Source organism: Maribacter sp. MS6 (assembly GCF_056839185.1).
The window spans coordinates 1,167,885-1,184,837 of the sequence record NZ_CM166389.1; the positions used below are offsets into that span (position 1 = coordinate 1,167,885).

Consider the following 16,953-nt stretch of genomic DNA (forward strand, 5'->3'; position numbering starts at 1 on the left):
TACAGGAACAACTTACCTCATATTCTGCATCATCTGCATCATCTTTTTACCCCCACCACCTTGCATCATTTTCATCATTTTGCTCATCTGGTCAAATTGTTTTAACAACTGGTTTACCTCCTGTACATCTCTTCCGCTTCCTTTTGCGATGCGCTTTTTACGGCTTGCGTTTAATTTAGATGGATTGGAACGCTCGTCCGGCGTCATCGAATGGATTATCGCTTCTATATGCTTAAACGCATCATCGTCTATATCCAATCCTTTTAACGCTTTTCCAGCACCGGGAATCATACCCATGAGGTCCTTCATGTTCCCCATTTTCTTGATTTGCTGAATCTGACTTAAAAAATCATCGAAACCGAATTTGTTCTTCGCAATTTTCTTTTGAATCTTGCGGGCCTCCTCTTCGTCGAATTGTTCTTGCGCGCGCTCTACCAATGAGATAACATCACCCATTCCAAGAATACGATCTGCCATACGGGATGGATAGAAGATATCTATAGCCTCCATCTTTTCACCAGTACCTATGAACTTAATCGGTTTGTCAACAACAGATTTAATAGAAATAGCGGCACCACCTCGAGTATCACCATCTAATTTGGTGAGGATAACCCCATCAAAATTAAGAATATCGTTAAATGCTTTTGCAGTATTTACAGCATCTTGACCTGTCATGGAATCCACAACAAATAAAGTCTCTTGAGGCTGTATGGCTTTGTGGATATCGGAAATCTCCGCCATCATCTTTTCGTCCACGGCCAAACGACCCGCGGTATCTATAATGACCACGTTATGACCATCGGCCTTTGCTTTGGCAACCCCTGCCTTCGCAATAGCAACAGGATCTGTATTTTCCCTGTCCGAATATACAGGAACACCTATCTGCTCCCCAACCACATGCAATTGATCGATTGCCGCAGGACGGTACACATCACAAGCTACCAACAGTGGGTTTTTGGATTTTTTCGTTTTTAAGAAATTTGCCAATTTACCTGAAAACGTAGTCTTACCCGACCCTTGAAGTCCAGACATCAAAATCACGGATGGATTTCCCGATAAATTGATTCCCTCGGATTCCCCGCCCATAAGCTGGGTAAGTTCATCCTTAACAATCTTGACCATTAATTGGCCCGGCTGCAAGGTGGTTAGTACATCTTGTCCCAATGCCTTTTCTTTTACCCTATTGGTAAATTCCTTGGCAATCTTAAAGTTAACATCGGCATCTAGAAGTGCCCTACGAACTTCCTTCGTGGTCTCCGCTACATTGATTTCAGTAATCTGTCCATGCCCTTTAAGGACGTGAAGGGCTTTATCTAACTTTTCGCTTAAATTATCAAACATATTTTATCGCAATTTTAAGGGGAATGCAAATTTAACAATATCAACGCTAAGTAGCTGAAATGAACGCTAAAATTCTATAAAACAAAAGAGCGCACATGTTTCATGAGCACTCTTTCTGGGATGTGGGGCAAAAAAGGTTTTACGTTTTCATAACAATTCCCAGTTTTTAAACTCCATCACCACCGCCAACGAGGCCCAACTCTTTACTGTTGGCGGTGTATATCTGGATGTTTACTATCATAATTTATCGCTAATACTAAATATATTACTGCTTTTCTAAAACAAGTCGATCTACCTCCACATCGTCCGTATCTTCTAGTTCAATCCTAGTGTTGCTAAAAGAAACGATATCCCAATCTTCCGAAAGCTCCGAAAAATTTTCAGGGGATGAAAAAAAGATGTTAAAATCGATATCCTGTTTGGAATCATCATCGTCCGAGGTAATTGACCAAGCGCCGCTGATGGAGTTATTACCACTGTCGGCTCTTAGAACACCACCTTCATTAAAGGTAAAACTAAAGCTAGCAAAATCCATAGTTTCGTCAAGGCCATCTTCCTCATACAAGGTAACGATCCATGGACCGGATATGACGGCAGCCTGAATATCCGTTACACTGACCTCTGTTGTTTCCATCTCATCATCAGAAGATTCACAAGAGATAAATATAAGGCTCATCATTAAAAAAACACTGATGTAAAAATTTTCTAATTTCATAGGAATCCAATTAAAGTTTAGGGCACTAAAATAGCTTCTGGGAATTACTTCCCAGAAGCTTATATTTATTACTCTCTTTCTAAAATCAAGTGATCATAACCACCATCTTCGTTTTCATGTTTGAGCTCCATTCTATTTTCCATGATTTCCAAAATTTGATAATCATTTGCCAATGGAAGGTAATTACTACCCTGCGCAAAGGAAATAATTAGCTCTAACTTGTTACTAGATGAGTTTCTATAAGCGAACCACCTACCAGTGCTAAAGACCTCTCCTTCACTATTTCTAACTTCTAAGCTTCCGTCATTAGCGATATACAATTTAACATCGGCATACGCCTCTGTAGTTTCATCACCATTTTCAGCAAAGTAAGCAATATTCCACTCCACGTTATTGAATAAACTTCTGATGTAGACTACATCATCGTCGTCATCGTCACCTTCACAGTCTCGTACGATCACAAGTTCATAGGCTGTTCCTTCAACATTAAACTTGACAAATCTATTTCTTAAATCAGATAATAACCACTCAAAGCTAACACCTGGCTCATCACCCATAGTAATTGCAACTACAAAACGGCCTTGTGCGTTGGTAGTTATGGCCCACGTACCTTCAGAAACGGTTTCCTCATGGGTCAAGGTGATTACACCATCAGCCTGAAATTCGAACTCACTTCCAAGTAATCTATTGATTTGATTGCCATTATTTTTAACTCTTTTTATTACCCAGTTGCATTCTCTTAAAATCTCTCGGATTGATTCGGGATTAATCTCTGGCAGGTCTTCCTCACAAATTTGCTTCATGATGATACGGTTACCTTCGCCATTGAATAATTTAATTCTGTCATCTCCAATGTCATACACATTCCATTCTAAATTAAAATCAACAGATAAATCAAATTCCATGTTCAGTTTGGCTCCATCATCATTAACCGTGGTACTCCAAGTACCCTCTATAGTTGTAGCGCCTCTAAAACCTGTTACCACTGTTCCATCTTCCTTAAAGTTGAAGATATAATCTACATACTGCCCTGACTGATCAACACTATTCCTTTTAAATTCTTTAACGAACCAAACACACTCTACCAATTCTTCATTAAAGTCATCCTTGTCAAAATCATCATCATTATAGTCATCATCATCATCTTCATCACAAGCTTCTCGCGCACCTTCTATAGTCCGTGCTAACTCCGCGTTGCTATTCACCTCAACGATAGTATCATCATAAAGCTTCAAAGAAACAGGAAAATCAAAACTCAAGAAATCGTCGTCATCAAGACCTTTAAAAAACAATCTAAGATCCCTATCGCTTTCAACAACCACAGACCCTGTTTGTTCCAAACTTGCATCAAAAGTAAACACCGTCATAGGGTACACAAAGTCTATACACTCAATATCATCATCATCACCACCTTCTTTACATTCAGCAGCCAACTCCCTTAATTCTTCAAAACTAGAAATAGTAATTTCTGTAAAATCACCAGCGGTAATTGTTATTGGAAAGAAAATTTCTAGAAAGTCCGTGTCATCATCGACCTGGTCAAAAATCTCTTCGATTAAATGAAGATCTTCCCTCGAATCTATAGTGATTTCCAAACCGTTTACTTTAACAGTATAAGGGAATTTAATATCAAAGCAACTCGCTCCATCTACTATATTATCAAAAGAGCCATCCCTAGTAGAGGTATTCTCAATTAACTTAGCGGTAGAAGAACTAGATGTAATTGGCTGATCTTTTGCTTCTCCACCAATTTCCTCAAATTCTTCTTGACAAGACGTAAAACTTAACGCGGCCATTAGTAGGCTCAAATACACTGTGTAACTAAAAAACTTTTTCATAACGATTTGGATATTTATTGTTCGTACCATCCTAAAACAACCCCCTACAAAAATACCCTACTTTTTTGGTTAAGTTTTTTTAAAATATCTTTAAGGAAAAATCCAACCTTTGTAAATGGACAACAAAGAACATGTATGTGAGGAAATGGTTTTCCAGGGTTTATTCCAGACCAACTCCAAAATAATTTTCAACCATATTTTCTACAAGTATGGAAATGAAGAGAAGGCTCAAGATGCTGTGCAAGAAGCTTTCATGAAACTTTGGGAGAATTGTGCCAAGGTTCCACCTAAAAAAGCAAAGTCATTTTTGTATACTGTCGCCAATAACCTATATCTAAATGTACTTAAAGCCGAAAAAGTACGTCTAAAATATGCCGATAAAACCCTAAAGACTACCAATGAAAATCCAGAATTCATCCTAGAGGAGAACCAGTTCAAGGAGAAACTTGATGCTGCTTTGAACAGTCTACCGGAAAACCAACGTGCTACATTTTTAATGAACAGAATAGATGGCTTAAAGTATGCAGAAATAGCGCAACTGGAAGCGGTAAGTATAAAAGCAATAGAAAAACGGATGCATTTGGCCCTAAAAAGTCTAAGAGAAAAGATTGATGGAATTTGAAATAAGCTGTTAGTGAGTATTAGGTGGTTTTAGGTTGATTGTGAAAAAAATTACAATTTAAAAGTGCTCATTAACGAATAGATAAAATCAAAAGGGAGTAGTTATAGTATGGCTACATCTAGAACGAAACAGTACTTTTTCACTTTTTCCTAAATTTTAAATTAGGGATACAAAGTAGGGTTTTTATAAAAGGAATTGTTATTAACGTATAAAGTTAGAACTGATGCAAGAAGATTACCTGGCAAAATGGCTCAACAATGAACTTTCGGAAGCAGAACTTTCGGAGTTTAAGAAGTCCGATGCGTATGCCACGTACCAAAAAATCCTAAATACTACTAACAACTTGGAAGCTCCGGATTTTGACACAAACCAAGCCTGGGAGCAACTGAAAGGCCAGCGCGCACAGAATGAACCAAAGGTTGTGACCCTGTCTCCATTTAAATCCTTCCTAAAGGTTGCAGCAGTAGTAGCCGTAGTGTTAGGGAGTGCCTATTTTTATCTAAACTCGCTAAACGAGTCGGTGGCTACCCAATATGCGGAAACCAAAGAAGTTGTATTACCGGATTCTTCAGAGCTTTTATTAAATGCAGAATCACAGGTGTCTTACGATAAAAAAAACTGGAACAAAAAACGAAATATTGTCCTACAAGGAGAGGCATTCTTTAAGGTAAGCAAAGGAAACACCTTTACCGTAACTACCGACCAAGGAATCGTTACTGTATTGGGAACCCAATTTAATGTAGAAAACAGAGAAGGTTTCTTTGAAGTTAGCTGTTTTGAAGGTTTGGTAAGTGTTACTTATGACGGGCAAGAAACTAAACTACCTGCCGGGAATTCTATGATAGTAGTTAACGGAAAATCCTCAAAAAGTAGCGTAGTAATAAACGGAAACCCCTCCTGGATGCAAGACGAAAGTAGTTTTGAGAGTATTCCTTTACACTATGTCTTGGCCGAGTTACAACGGCAGCATAATATAACAGTAAAGAGTAAAGGAGTGGATACCAACATGCTCTTTACGGGATCATTCAGCAACACGGATACGGACCTTGCACTTAAAAGTATTAGTATTCCTCTTCAAATTAAGTTTACTTTAGAGGGGAGTAACGTGCAATTTTATGAGGAAAACGCACCTGAATAAACTTACTTTTTGTCTTTTTTTTATTGGTCTTTTGCTTCAATTAGGAAAAGGCATAGCCCAACAAATGCCTAATACTTCCATTGGTGTCATTGCACTCGTTAAAGAGTTAGAAAAAGACTATCAAGTAAAATTTTCATACTTAGATAGCGACCTCATTGGGATTGAACTTGTTAAACCTTCTGGAAATAGCTTGGACACGATATTGGCGCAAATCAGGCGCCATACGCAATTAAATATCCAAAAATTAAGTGACAGGTACTACAGTATTTCTAAAAGTAAGACCGTAAATATATGTGCTAAGGTTCGCGATAATTTTGAACAGAATACGATACCTGGAGCTACCGTACAGGTATTAGGAAACCCCCAAGCAATAATAACCGATTTTAATGGTGAATTTTCCCTTTCGGATATTCCCAGAACCGCCACGCTACAAATCAAACACATAGGTTTTAAAACCCTATTTGTACCTGCAGAAAATCTCATTGAACAACCCTGCTCCATAATTGCTATGGTGCAGAACTATCAAGAATTGGAAGAAGTTGTTGTTTCTAAATTCTTAACAGAAGGATTAACCAAACTAACGGATGGCAGCATAGTACTCAATACCTCAGGTTTTGGAATTCTTCCTGGGCTTAGCGAACCTGATATATTACAAAGCATACAGTCTCTCCCCGGTATAAAAAGCGTGGACGAAACGGTGTCCGACATTAATATAAGAGGCGGCACAAACGATCAGAACCTCATCTTGTGGGACGGAATTAAAATGTACCAATCCGGACATTTTTTCGGTTTAATATCTGCCTTTAATCCTTATTTGACAGATAACGTCACCGTAGTTAAAAATGGTACGAGCGCTCAATATGGAGATGGTGTGAGTGGTGTATTGAATATGCAGACCAAAAACACCGTAGAAAATACATTTTTTGGTGGAGCGGGGTTTAACCTTATTAGTGGCGATGCTTTCGCCCAAATTTCACTTAAGGACAACCTTGCCGTACAATTTTCCGGTAGGCGTTCACATACCGATTTTATTGACACCCCTACGTACAACACATTCTCCCAAAAAGCTTTTCAGGATACCGAGGTACAAGCCGATAGTGATTTCTACTTTTATGACTTTACGGGTAAGATCATGTATGATATGAATGAAAATCATCGCCTTCGCTTGAGCCTGATACATATGAAGAACAACTTAGACTATCAGGAAAACGAGATAGACGGAAGCATAACCAACCAAAGTTCCTTGGATCAGACTAATCTTTCCTTTGGCGGTATTCTAGAAAGCGACTGGAGCATTGCTTTTTCCACGCAATTGAGTTTATACTACACCAATTATCAGTTAAACGCTTTAAGTATTTCCAATGACGCAAGACAAAGGCTAATTCAAAACAATCGGGTTATTGAAAAAAGTGCTAAACTCAATACCTCATTTAAACTTAATAAAGACCTAAAATGGGACAATGGCTATCAAATAACAGAAACAGGGATAGCGAACCGAACAGATCTTAACGAGCCAACTTTCATCCGTAACATAAAAGGCGTAGTCTATAACCACTCGCTGTATTCAGAATTAAGCTACCAATCGCCAAACCAAAAACTTATGGCAAGGGCCGGAGGCCGCTTCAACTTCATACAAAATATAGATACCTTTTCCGAACTGTTGCTAGAGCCCAGACTTAATGTTAGCTATGAATTGTTTCCGTTTTTCAAAACTGAGCTCTTGGGGGAATTCAAAAGTCAGACTACGAATCAGGTTATAGACTTAGAGCAGAACTTTTTAGGAATAGAAAAACGTAGATGGGTGCTTGCTGATGGAGAAAGTCTACCAATTACAAAGAGTAAACAAGGTTCTTGGGGTTTTAACTATGACCAAAATAGTTTCTATGCGGGTGTGGAAGCCTTTTACAAGGAAGTAAACGGAATCAATGTTAGCACACAAGGGTTTCAGAACCAAAATCAATTTAACGGCGAAGTAGGCAGCTATGCGATAAAAGGGGTAGAATTACTCCTTAATAAAAAGTCGAATAGGTATAGCACGTGGCTCAGTTATACCTTTAATGAGAATGTTTACACGTTTAATACACTTGTCCCAAACACTTTCCCTAATAATCTTGACGTCACCCATTCGCTTACCTTGGCCGGAAACTACACCTACAAGAGCCTTAAATTGGGGCTGGGCTTTAACTACCGTTCCGGACGACCCTATACCCTACCCGATGTTCCTAATTCAGTTGACGATAGTACCGTGCCGAACCAAATTATATATACAGCACCTAACAGTACCAGGTTGTCCGAATATTTTAGAGCGGACGTTTCAGCTATCTACGATTTCTCGGTGAGTAATTCGGTTAAAGCGTCTGCCGGAGTTTCGGTTCTCAACTTTACCAACCGAAGGAATAATCTAAATACTTTCTTTAGATTGAACGATGCCAATGAAGTGGAAAGAGTGGAACGCGTTTCTTTGGGTGTCACCCCAAATGCAAGTTTTAGGATTCGATTCTAGCTTTTGTAAAGTCTATTAATTACCAGAACGTGCGGAAAGGTAATAGCTGCCAAAAATGAAAAAAACAGAGCTAATGAGGCTTCTGGTCTATCCTTAAAGAGGTAAATAAAAATACCCATTCCTAAAACGGAAACCAACCAATACGGGAAAGAGGAAATTACATACTTTTTAATCGTCCCTGCACTCACTTTCCCATACAGATACCGTGTTTGATCTAGCATAGATGGTAAGGAATGCCAAAAAATAAAATAAATAGCAAAGGACCACATAAGGGAAGCAGTGTTGAAAACTATATAAAATACCAAAAGAAAAAACACCTGTTTCCAAGGATTGAATTCAATATTTTTCTTAAAATACCCATAGCTACCGAACACACCGGTAAACACGCCTAGTACAAGAGCTCCTGACCGATAGATTGTATTAGGTAAATCATAACTGGAAATCTTCTCGATTACTTGTGAAACCTCAACGCTGTGCGCAGAAAAAATTAAAAATAAAATGAAAATACCATAGATGACAATAAATGTATAGTTGAATATGGAGCGTTGTCTAATTTTTGAAATCCAATGTTGTTCCCCAAAATGATAACCGCTGAACACAATAAACAATAACAAAGATAAAGTGGGCAGAAAATAGAACAATAGGGCACTACCAACGATAAAGACTGCGTAATAAAAAGAGGCCTTAAGCAGCTCTTTTTTTGTTTTAGTATGCTTATTGCTCCTTTCCAATAGCTTTATATCGTTGGATCCATGAAGGATGCCAAAGGTGAGTATGAGTGTAAAGGCAAGAAAATCCTCAATAGAACTTTCAAAAACAACGGATAACCACAACGAAAAAAAGGTAGCCACAATCGCGAAACTCTCGAGTTCGATATTTAAGAGTCTATTATTTTTCAATTTGTTGAATAATTTAACATATTTATTAAACAATTATTGTTTAGGTATTTGTAAATTTACTTCAACAAAATCTAAAAAACTAAATATATGGAAAATTTAATGACTTCTTTTTCGCTCGTAACCAAAATGGCTACGAATGATTATGTTGGCTTTACCTTCTTTGTAGGGTGTATGGCCATGATGGCGGCTTCGGCCTTTTTCTTCTTTTCTATGAACGATTTCGATAGAAAGTGGAAGACCTCGATACTTGTATCGGGTATTATTACATTTATCGCCGCGGTACATTATTGGTACATGCGAGATTATTGGGCAACCGTAGGGGAATCGCCAACATTCTTTAGGTATGTAGACTGGGTGCTTACCGTACCGTTAATGTGTGTGGAGTTCTATCTAATTCTTAAAGTTGCCGGAGCTAAACAATCTCTAATGTGGAAATTGATTGCCGCATCGGTAGTTATGTTGGTAACCGGATACTTTGGAGAAGCAGTATATAATACAGGAAGTGGGCCAGCGTTCTGGGGTCTAATTTCAGGATTAGCGTATTTTTACATCGTTTACGAAATATGGTTTGGAAGTGCGAAAAAGCTCGCAGAGCAAGCAGGTGGAGCAGTTTTAACTGCGCACAAAGCGCTTTGTTGGTTCGTACTTGTGGGATGGGCAATTTATCCCTTGGGATATATGGCTGGTACACCAGGGTGGTATGATGGACTTGGAAACTTAGGGCTAAACATGGATGTTATTTACAACATTGGTGATGCTATCAATAAAATTGGATTCGGACTAGTCGTTTACGCAGCAGCCGTAGCTTCGACCAAAAAAACTGCTTAATTACTACTTAGCAACCCTATTTAGTTGGTTATATATTAAGTTGCTATGTGAAAGACCGCCTTTGGCGGTCTTTCTTAGTTTTAAGAGCTCATCAATAGGATAACCGACAATAGTTACAACCTTAAACAAATAGTACTACGGCGAAGCATAAAAACAATTTGAATATTGTTTAATAGTTTGCGCTATACTTACAACAAAATAATTATGGCAGTTTATAAAATCCTAGGTTCAGCATGAACTTAACAATATGGAACAGATTTGGAAAATGAGCCTCAAACTCTTTTGGTGTCTCCACATAACTTTCTACCGCAACGGCAAAAAACTCATGGACGTTTGTTCTGCCGTAATCCCTAAAGTAGTTGTTTCTTTTCCACTTTTCTACAAAGGTTGTATCGCTCAACATCCCACTCATCTTTTTCATCCCATAGAGAAAAAGAAATGACCTAATGTTTAGCTTATTAGATACATTGAAACTCAACGCATGCGCAAATTCGTGAACGGCCAAGTTTATATTATCATTTGGAATTCTAAATCCCGCAAGTAACTGTTCTTCAGAAAAAATTGCTGTTTTAAGACCCGGATTGTATTCTCCGTAATGTTGTTGTTTCGTTAATGGAGAATAGTATTTAGAAGGATAAACGATAATTTTATGAATAGAAAGAATTAGAAAATCTGCCATTCCAAGCGTTAACATTGCACCTGTGGCAGAGAGCAACAGTTTAATCTTATCCACTTCCTTTACATCCTCATGAAACACCATTTTCTTGCGATGCCTAAAACGCACTACTCTTTTTTCGAATCTTTTGCTTCGCTTATGATTCAGTGTGGTATAAAATGGCAGCTCTTTACGGATAAGGTTTTTCTCCATTGCCGTTAATGACGGAATCTTCTTGAAAGGGTTAAGAAAGAATAAATCAAGTGTATAATAAACGATATACAGAAAGTATCCAAAAATGGATATCAAGCAGCCTATTGCAAAAATATCAACTAAAACTTCCATTTATATCGCAGTATCTTACATGCGCTCGGGAACGGAAATCCCCAACAGTCTAAATGCAGATTGGATTACCTCTCCTACCTTTTGGGATAATTGAATTCGCAGCACTTTCTTTTTAGCATCTGCTTCTCCTAAGATAGATACCTGTTGGTACATGGAGTTAAACTCGCGAACCAGATCATAGGTGTAATTTGCGATTACGGCCGGACTGTAATTCTCTGCTGCCAACTGAATAGTATCTGGAAACAGTTGCAACTGCTTCATCAGCTCCTTCTCCTTTGGATGCAACTCCGACAGGTCAACATGATTTTTCCAATTGACCTCAGTATCATTAGCCTTTCTTAATATGGATTGAATCCTAGCATAGGTATACTGGATAAACGGACCTGTATTTCCCTGAAAATCTACCGATTCTTCCGGGTTGAATAAAATGCGCTTTTTAGGGTCTACCTTTAGGATGTAGTATTTTAAAGCACCAAGACCGATTATTTTATAAAGCGATTGCTTTTCTTCCTCAGAATAGTTTTCCAATTTTCCCAAATCCTCAGAAATAGCACCTGCAGTTTGGGTCATTTGTTCCATTAGGTCATCGGCATCTACCACGGTTCCCTCCCTACTTTTCATTTTACCGCTGGGAAGGTCTACCATGCCATAGCTTAAGTGATATAATTTATCGGCCCAAGAAAAGCCAAGCTTTTTGAGAATTAGAAATAACACTTTAAAATGGTAATCTTGCTCATTGCCCACCGTGTATACCATACCACTTATATCCGGGTGATTTTTGACACGCTGTATCGCTGTACCAATGTCTTGCGTCATATAAACTGCAGTACCATCGGACCGTAATACTATTTTTTCATCTAGACCGTCATCGGTTAAATCTATCCATACACTGCCGTCCTCTTTTTTATAGAAAACGCCACTTTCAATCCCATCGGCAACTACATCCTTTCCTAATAGATAGGTGTCACTTTCGTAAAGATAAGAGTCAAAATCTACACCCAAGTTTTTATACGTTGTATCGAAGCCAGCATACACCCATCCGTTCATTTTCTTCCATAAAGCCACAACATCTTCATCACCAGCCTCCCACTTTAAGAGCATTTGCTGTGCGGCTAACAAAATAGGAGCCTCTTTTTCAGCAACTTTCTTATCAATTCCTTCACCGACCATAGTGGCAACCTCTTCCTTATAGGCCTTATCAAAAGCCACATAGTAATTACCTACTAATTTATCACCTTTAAGACCTGTACTTTCCGGAGTTTCCCCATTTCCAAAACGCTGCCATGCCAACATGCTTTTACAAATATGTATGCCGCGATCATTGATAATCTGGGTTTTATACACCTTCTTACCGGAAGCCTTTAATATTTCTGCAACAGAATACCCTAATAAATTGTTTCGAATATGGCCAAGGTGTAACGGCTTATTGGTATTTGGCGAGGAATACTCTACCAGTATGGCATCGTCCGATGGTGGAACGAGTCCGTAAGTTGTGTTTTCTAATATCTCATTGAAAAAATCAAGGTAGTATGCATCTGAAATCACTAAATTCAAAAAACCCTTCACCACGTTGAAACCACTAACTATTTCCAACTCTTTTTCCAAATAGGTACCCACTTGCTCGCCTATCTGAACCGGATTACCTTTTACGTGCCTGAGCATAGGAAAAACCACCACGGTAACATCACCTTCAAAATCCTTTCTTGTGGGTTGAAACTCAACGGCCGGTAAGTTTACATCATAAATATGGCTAATGGCCTCGGTCACTTTTTTCTCCAGTACATCCTGAATCTTCATACATAGGTAATTAAGGCTGCAAAACTAATCATTTTTACACTTATCGCTCTACAACTTCAAATTTCCATTTCCCTTTTATTAACTTTAAAGAAAAATGCTGCATGTTAGTAAACGTATCTTATAATAATAAAGCAATAACCAAAAAAGTAGATGAGGCAGTCGGAAAACCATTTGCCTTAAAAGAACGATGGAAAATGGGCGGTATTGGCTCCCCTAAGCTTATAATTACGGAAACCAGTGTAGAAATAAGAAATCTTCTTATTCTCGATAACAATAGGGATACCTGTAATATAGAAATTAGACCTAAGGGAATCATCGTCCGATTTAGGTCTTTATTGGAAACTTTTGCCTTGGTGATTCCCTACTACAAATTAACCATTTATAAAGGTCAAGCTTCTGTATATTCGGTATACCGGGATAATTATTTTATTAAGGTGGAATCCGATACCAAAGCGGTTCAGAAGTTCTTTTCAAAACTCTTAGGCTATAAGGCCGATAATGCGCCGACCTCCATCGATGACCTTTGAGGTGGTAGACATTGGAAACAAGTGTTTGGGAAAAATACAATAACTGAGCTCACAAAATTCTATTACACTAGTATCACGAAAATGAATTAAGAATTCTCCTTTCAGGGAATAAGAGTCTCAACATAATACTATGAAAATACTCCTTACAGGTGCGAATGGTTATATAGGAATGCGACTGCTACCCCAATTATTGGAAGCGGGTCATGAAGTGGTTTGTGCCGTTAGGGATGAAGATAGATTATCAGTAGATTCGGAAACACGCAACCGAATAGAAGTGGTAGAAATAGACTTCTTAAAGGAAGTAAACCCCAATGTACTTCCACAAGATTTGGATGCTGCCTACTTCCTTATTCATTCCATGAGCACCTCAACTACAGATTTTGATGAGCTAGAGGCAAAAACGGCAACCAATTTTAATGCCTATACAGCTAGAACCAAGATAAAACAGGTAATTTACCTCAGCGGTATCGTAAACGATGCCAATCTATCCAAGCACCTGCGGTCTCGCAGACACGTAGAAGAGCTACTGTATAAAGGCGATTTTAGTCTTACCGTTCTTAGGGCAGGAATCATAGTAGGTTCTGGAAGTTCATCATTTGAAATCATACGAGATCTTTGTGAAAAACTTCCATTTATGATTACGCCTAAATGGGTCCTCACGAAAACACAACCCATAGCAATACGAGACGTAATTGCATTTTTAACCGGTGTTTTAGGTAATAAAAAAACGTATAATGACTCTTTTGACATCGCTGGTCCAAACGTACTAACGTATAAAGAAATGTTGCATCAATATGCAAAGGCAAGAGGGTTTAAAAATTGGATTTATACTGTTCCAGTGATGACGCCGAAACTCTCGTCCTACTGGTTATACTTCGTGACCTCCACTTCTTATACGCTTGCACTTAACCTTGTAGATAGCATGAAAATAGAAGTCGTTGCGAAAGATCAGCGATTGGCAAAACTATTGGGCATTAAACCACATACGTATCGCGAGGCAATAGATATGGCGTTCGTGAAGATAGAACAGAACCTTGTAGTGAGTAGTTGGAAAGATAGTATGGTCAGCGGTCGTTTTAATAAGAATTTAGAAAAATACATTCAAGTACCAAAATTTGGTGTACTGCGCGATGTACAAACAATGAAAATAAGCGACCCGAAACAAGTACTTGGAAATATTTGGAAAATTGGCGGTAAAAATGGCTGGTATTATGGAAACTGGTTATGGAGAATTCGTGGGTTTTTAGATAAACTTATCGGAGGAGTGGGATTAAGACGTGGTAGAACACATCCAGATAAAATATATGCTGGCGATGCATTAGATTTTTGGAGGGTACTTTTAGCAGACAAAAAAGGAAGGAGATTACTTCTTTTTGCCGAGATGAAACTTCCTGGTGAAGCTTGGCTAGAGTTTAGAATAGATGATAAGAATATACTTCACCAAACAGCTACTTTTAGACCTAGAGGCCTAAGAGGGAGACTATATTGGTATAGCATCGTACCACTACATTACTTTATTTTTGGTGGGATGATTAGGAACATAGCAAAATCGAAAAGTAAAAAAGAATAACGCTTTCACTCAGGCTAACTGTAAAGGCATTTCTCGTAATCGTTGTCCTGTAAGCCTGAATACCGCATTCGCAATGGCAGCACCTATTGGTCCCAGTGGGGGTTCACCAACCGCTCCAGGGGTGTCAGAACCTTGTAGCAATACCACATCTATATCCTTCGGAGCATGCTTCATTAGTGCCATTTGGTACGGGCCGTAAATGGTTGGCGTAAGTTCCCCATTCTCAACCTCCATTTTTTCGAACATAGCCGCACTCATTCCCATAATAATAGCTCCCTCACATTGCGCACGTACCTGATCTGGGTTTACGGCTAATCCTGGGTCCATTGCACAAGTTACCTTATGTACTTTTATCTCATTGTTTACAATAGAAACCTCTGCAATTTCAGCACAAGGCGTATTCGCATCGGTAGAAACGGCAAGTCCCATTGCCCTTCCGTTGATTATTTTATCTGTATATCCGGCTTTTTCCACCACTGCGGTTATAACCGATTTTAAACGTTTTCCCCTATCATCATCGGGTATTTGAGCCAAGCGAAATTCAGCCGGATTCTTTCCTGCGGTTACGGCGAGTTCATCCATAAAACTTTCAATTGCGAAGGTATTGGCCAACAATCCTAGACTGCGCCACCAGCTGGTCGCAAAAGGCAGTTTTACACGCCAAGATATTGCTTGATAATTAGGTATACTCCCATATTGTATCATCCCTCCACGCCAAGCTCCCAGATCAGCTCCTAAAACGGTTTCCAACACATTAGGAAGCATGGGAGAACCAAAGGCAACATCTCCACTAGATACATTATGCTCCAAAGCTTCTATTAATCCATTAGCGTTCAGCTTTCCTTTCATTACATGATGTGTAGGCGGGCGAAAGGTATCGTTCTGAAACTCTTCTTTTCTTGTAAAAAAGCATTTTACGGGCCTTCCTACTGCTTTTGATAGTACAGCCGCCTGAATACCATTTGGGGTATGTAGCCGTCTACCAAAACCGCCCCCTAAAAACGTGGGAACAATATGCACTTGTTCAGGCTCAAAATCTAGTCGTTCTGCAATTTCATCCCTTGTAATACTCACTACCTGTGTAGAAATCATTATAGTGGCCTTATTGTCCTCGACAAAAGCAAGGGCACCACTTGGTTCCATTTGGGCATGAGCACCAATTGGACTCCAATACTCGGAAACGATTGTTTTATCGTTAGTTTTTAAACTACTCTCGGTATCCCCTTCTTTCTGAATTGTAAAGGGAGTTCCCTGTCCAACTTCTACCATTGACCGTATATCGGATGTCTGGATATCTCCCTGGGTTTCCCACTGGGCCTCAATAAGCTCTTTTGCGTTCTCGGCTTCAAGTAGTGAATTTGCAACTACGCCTACAAAATCGGCTTCTTTTACAATTTTCACCACACCGGGCATTGCTTCCGCTTTGGTGGTATCCGCCCCTAGATAAGTTGACCCAATTCTAGATGATTTTACCACGGCACCGTAAAGCATTTCAGGCATCATAGCGTCCATTCCAAAAATAGGTGCACCGAACACTTTGTCCGCTAAATCTACTCTAGCTATAGGTTTACCAATAAATTTATAATCAGAGATAGGTTTTAACCCTGGAACCTCCGGAATTTCCCATTCCGTTACGCCGCTGACCGCTTGGGCATACGACATCGTTTTGTCACCTTTAGAAATAATACCATTTTCTATGCTTAGCTCCGCAACATTGACCTGCATTTTTTTAGCTGCTTCAACTTTTATCATTTCCCGCATAGTCGCCGCCAATTCTCGTAGCGGTACCCAAAGCGCTGATACGGACGTACTACCACCTGTAGCAAAAGCATCTATATTGCCGGAGGCGGAATTCGCATGTACCACGCTGATTTGCCTCATGGAAACCTCCAATTCATCCGCAGCCATTTGTGCCAAACTGGTAAACGTGCCCTGTCCCATTTCTACCTTAGGACTGTGAAGCACCACTTCATTGTCTTTGGTAATTTCAAACCATATAATTGGTGTATCCGTATTTCCTTGATACGGGGCATCCGCAGTATTGATGTACCCTGCGATTTTTCTTCGAATAGGATTTCTGAATACATAGGTACCAACGGCAAGTACGCCCACTGTTCCCAAACCTCCTCGTACCAAAAACTTGCGTCTAGACATTTTTTTCTTTACTACCATCCT

General features: G+C 39.2%; 13 protein-coding genes. 6 read left to right on the forward strand and 7 right to left on the reverse strand.

Translation table 11 applies throughout. The annotated features are described in order from the left end of the window. Positions 1-12: 12 nt before the first annotated feature. The 3 genes from ffh to MS6x_RS05280 all read right to left on the reverse strand — a co-directional run bounded on the left by ffh (position 13) and on the right by MS6x_RS05280 (position 3,894). Positions 13-1,341, reverse strand: a complete 1,329-nt coding sequence (ffh, locus tag MS6x_RS05270; protein WP_482605848.1) for a signal recognition particle protein — start codon at positions 1,339-1,341, stop codon at positions 13-15. Positions 1,342-1,606: 265 nt separating this feature from the next. Next, the gene (locus MS6x_RS05275; protein WP_482605850.1) at positions 1,607-2,056 is read right to left on the reverse strand and encodes a hypothetical protein; all 450 of its coding nucleotides are present in this window, start codon (positions 2,054-2,056) and stop codon (positions 1,607-1,609) included. A 68-nt stretch (positions 2,057-2,124) separates the two neighbouring features. Further along, a complete protein-coding gene (locus tag MS6x_RS05280) occupies positions 2,125-3,894 on the reverse strand; it encodes a hypothetical protein (RefSeq protein WP_482605851.1) in 1,770 nt (589 codons plus the stop codon). Between the two features lie 115 nt (positions 3,895-4,009). On the opposite strand from MS6x_RS05280, the gene MS6x_RS05285 reads away from it, so the two are divergent. From MS6x_RS05285 to MS6x_RS05295, 3 genes are all read left to right on the forward strand, one after another. Then, positions 4,010-4,516: an RNA polymerase sigma factor gene (locus tag MS6x_RS05285; protein WP_482605853.1), complete on the forward strand. Its 507-nt coding sequence runs from the start codon at positions 4,010-4,012 to the stop codon at positions 4,514-4,516. A gap of 223 nt (positions 4,517-4,739) precedes the next feature. Further along, complete coding sequence (locus tag MS6x_RS05290) at positions 4,740-5,654, forward strand: FecR family protein (RefSeq protein WP_482605855.1); 915 nt, start codon at positions 4,740-4,742, stop codon at positions 5,652-5,654. Then, positions 5,632-8,157, forward strand: coding sequence for a TonB-dependent receptor (locus MS6x_RS05295; RefSeq protein ID WP_482605857.1), 2,526 nt, complete (start codon positions 5,632-5,634; stop codon positions 8,155-8,157). Before MS6x_RS05290 ends, MS6x_RS05295 begins: the two co-directional genes overlap by 23 nt. Here the strand turns inward: MS6x_RS05295 and MS6x_RS05300 are convergent. Next, entirely contained in the window at positions 8,154-9,056 is a 903-nt protein-coding gene (locus tag MS6x_RS05300; RefSeq protein WP_482605858.1) for a Brp/Blh family beta-carotene 15,15'-dioxygenase, read from the reverse strand. The two genes, MS6x_RS05295 and MS6x_RS05300, sit on opposite strands and share 4 nt — an antisense overlap. 87 nt (positions 9,057-9,143) lie before the next feature. On the opposite strand from MS6x_RS05300, the gene MS6x_RS05305 reads away from it, so the two are divergent. Then, positions 9,144-9,884: a bacteriorhodopsin-like gene (locus MS6x_RS05305; protein ID WP_482605860.1), complete on the forward strand. Its 741-nt coding sequence runs from the start codon at positions 9,144-9,146 to the stop codon at positions 9,882-9,884. Between the two features lie 202 nt (positions 9,885-10,086). Here the strand turns inward: MS6x_RS05305 and MS6x_RS05310 are convergent, their stop codons facing one another. Then, positions 10,087-10,884 (reverse strand): zinc-dependent peptidase, encoded by a 798-nt coding sequence (locus MS6x_RS05310; protein ID WP_482605862.1) that lies wholly within the window; start codon positions 10,882-10,884, stop codon positions 10,087-10,089. 15 nt (positions 10,885-10,899) lie between these two features. Then, positions 10,900-12,681, reverse strand: coding sequence for an arginine--tRNA ligase (argS, locus tag MS6x_RS05315; RefSeq protein ID WP_482605863.1), 1,782 nt, complete (start codon positions 12,679-12,681; stop codon positions 10,900-10,902). A 101-nt stretch (positions 12,682-12,782) separates the two neighbouring features. On the opposite strand from argS, the gene MS6x_RS05320 reads away from it, so the two are divergent. Beyond that, entirely contained in the window at positions 12,783-13,208 is a 426-nt protein-coding gene (locus MS6x_RS05320; protein ID WP_482605864.1) for a hypothetical protein, read from the forward strand. Between the two features lie 130 nt (positions 13,209-13,338). Next, a complete protein-coding gene (locus MS6x_RS05325; RefSeq protein WP_482605865.1) occupies positions 13,339-14,778 on the forward strand; it encodes an SDR family oxidoreductase in 1,440 nt (479 codons plus the stop codon). Between the two features lie 9 nt (positions 14,779-14,787). On the opposite strand, the gene MS6x_RS05330 is transcribed toward MS6x_RS05325, so the two are convergent. Further along, positions 14,788-16,950 (reverse strand): xanthine dehydrogenase family protein molybdopterin-binding subunit, encoded by a 2,163-nt coding sequence (locus tag MS6x_RS05330; protein WP_482605866.1) that lies wholly within the window; start codon positions 16,948-16,950, stop codon positions 14,788-14,790. Positions 16,951-16,953: the final 3 nt, after the last annotated feature.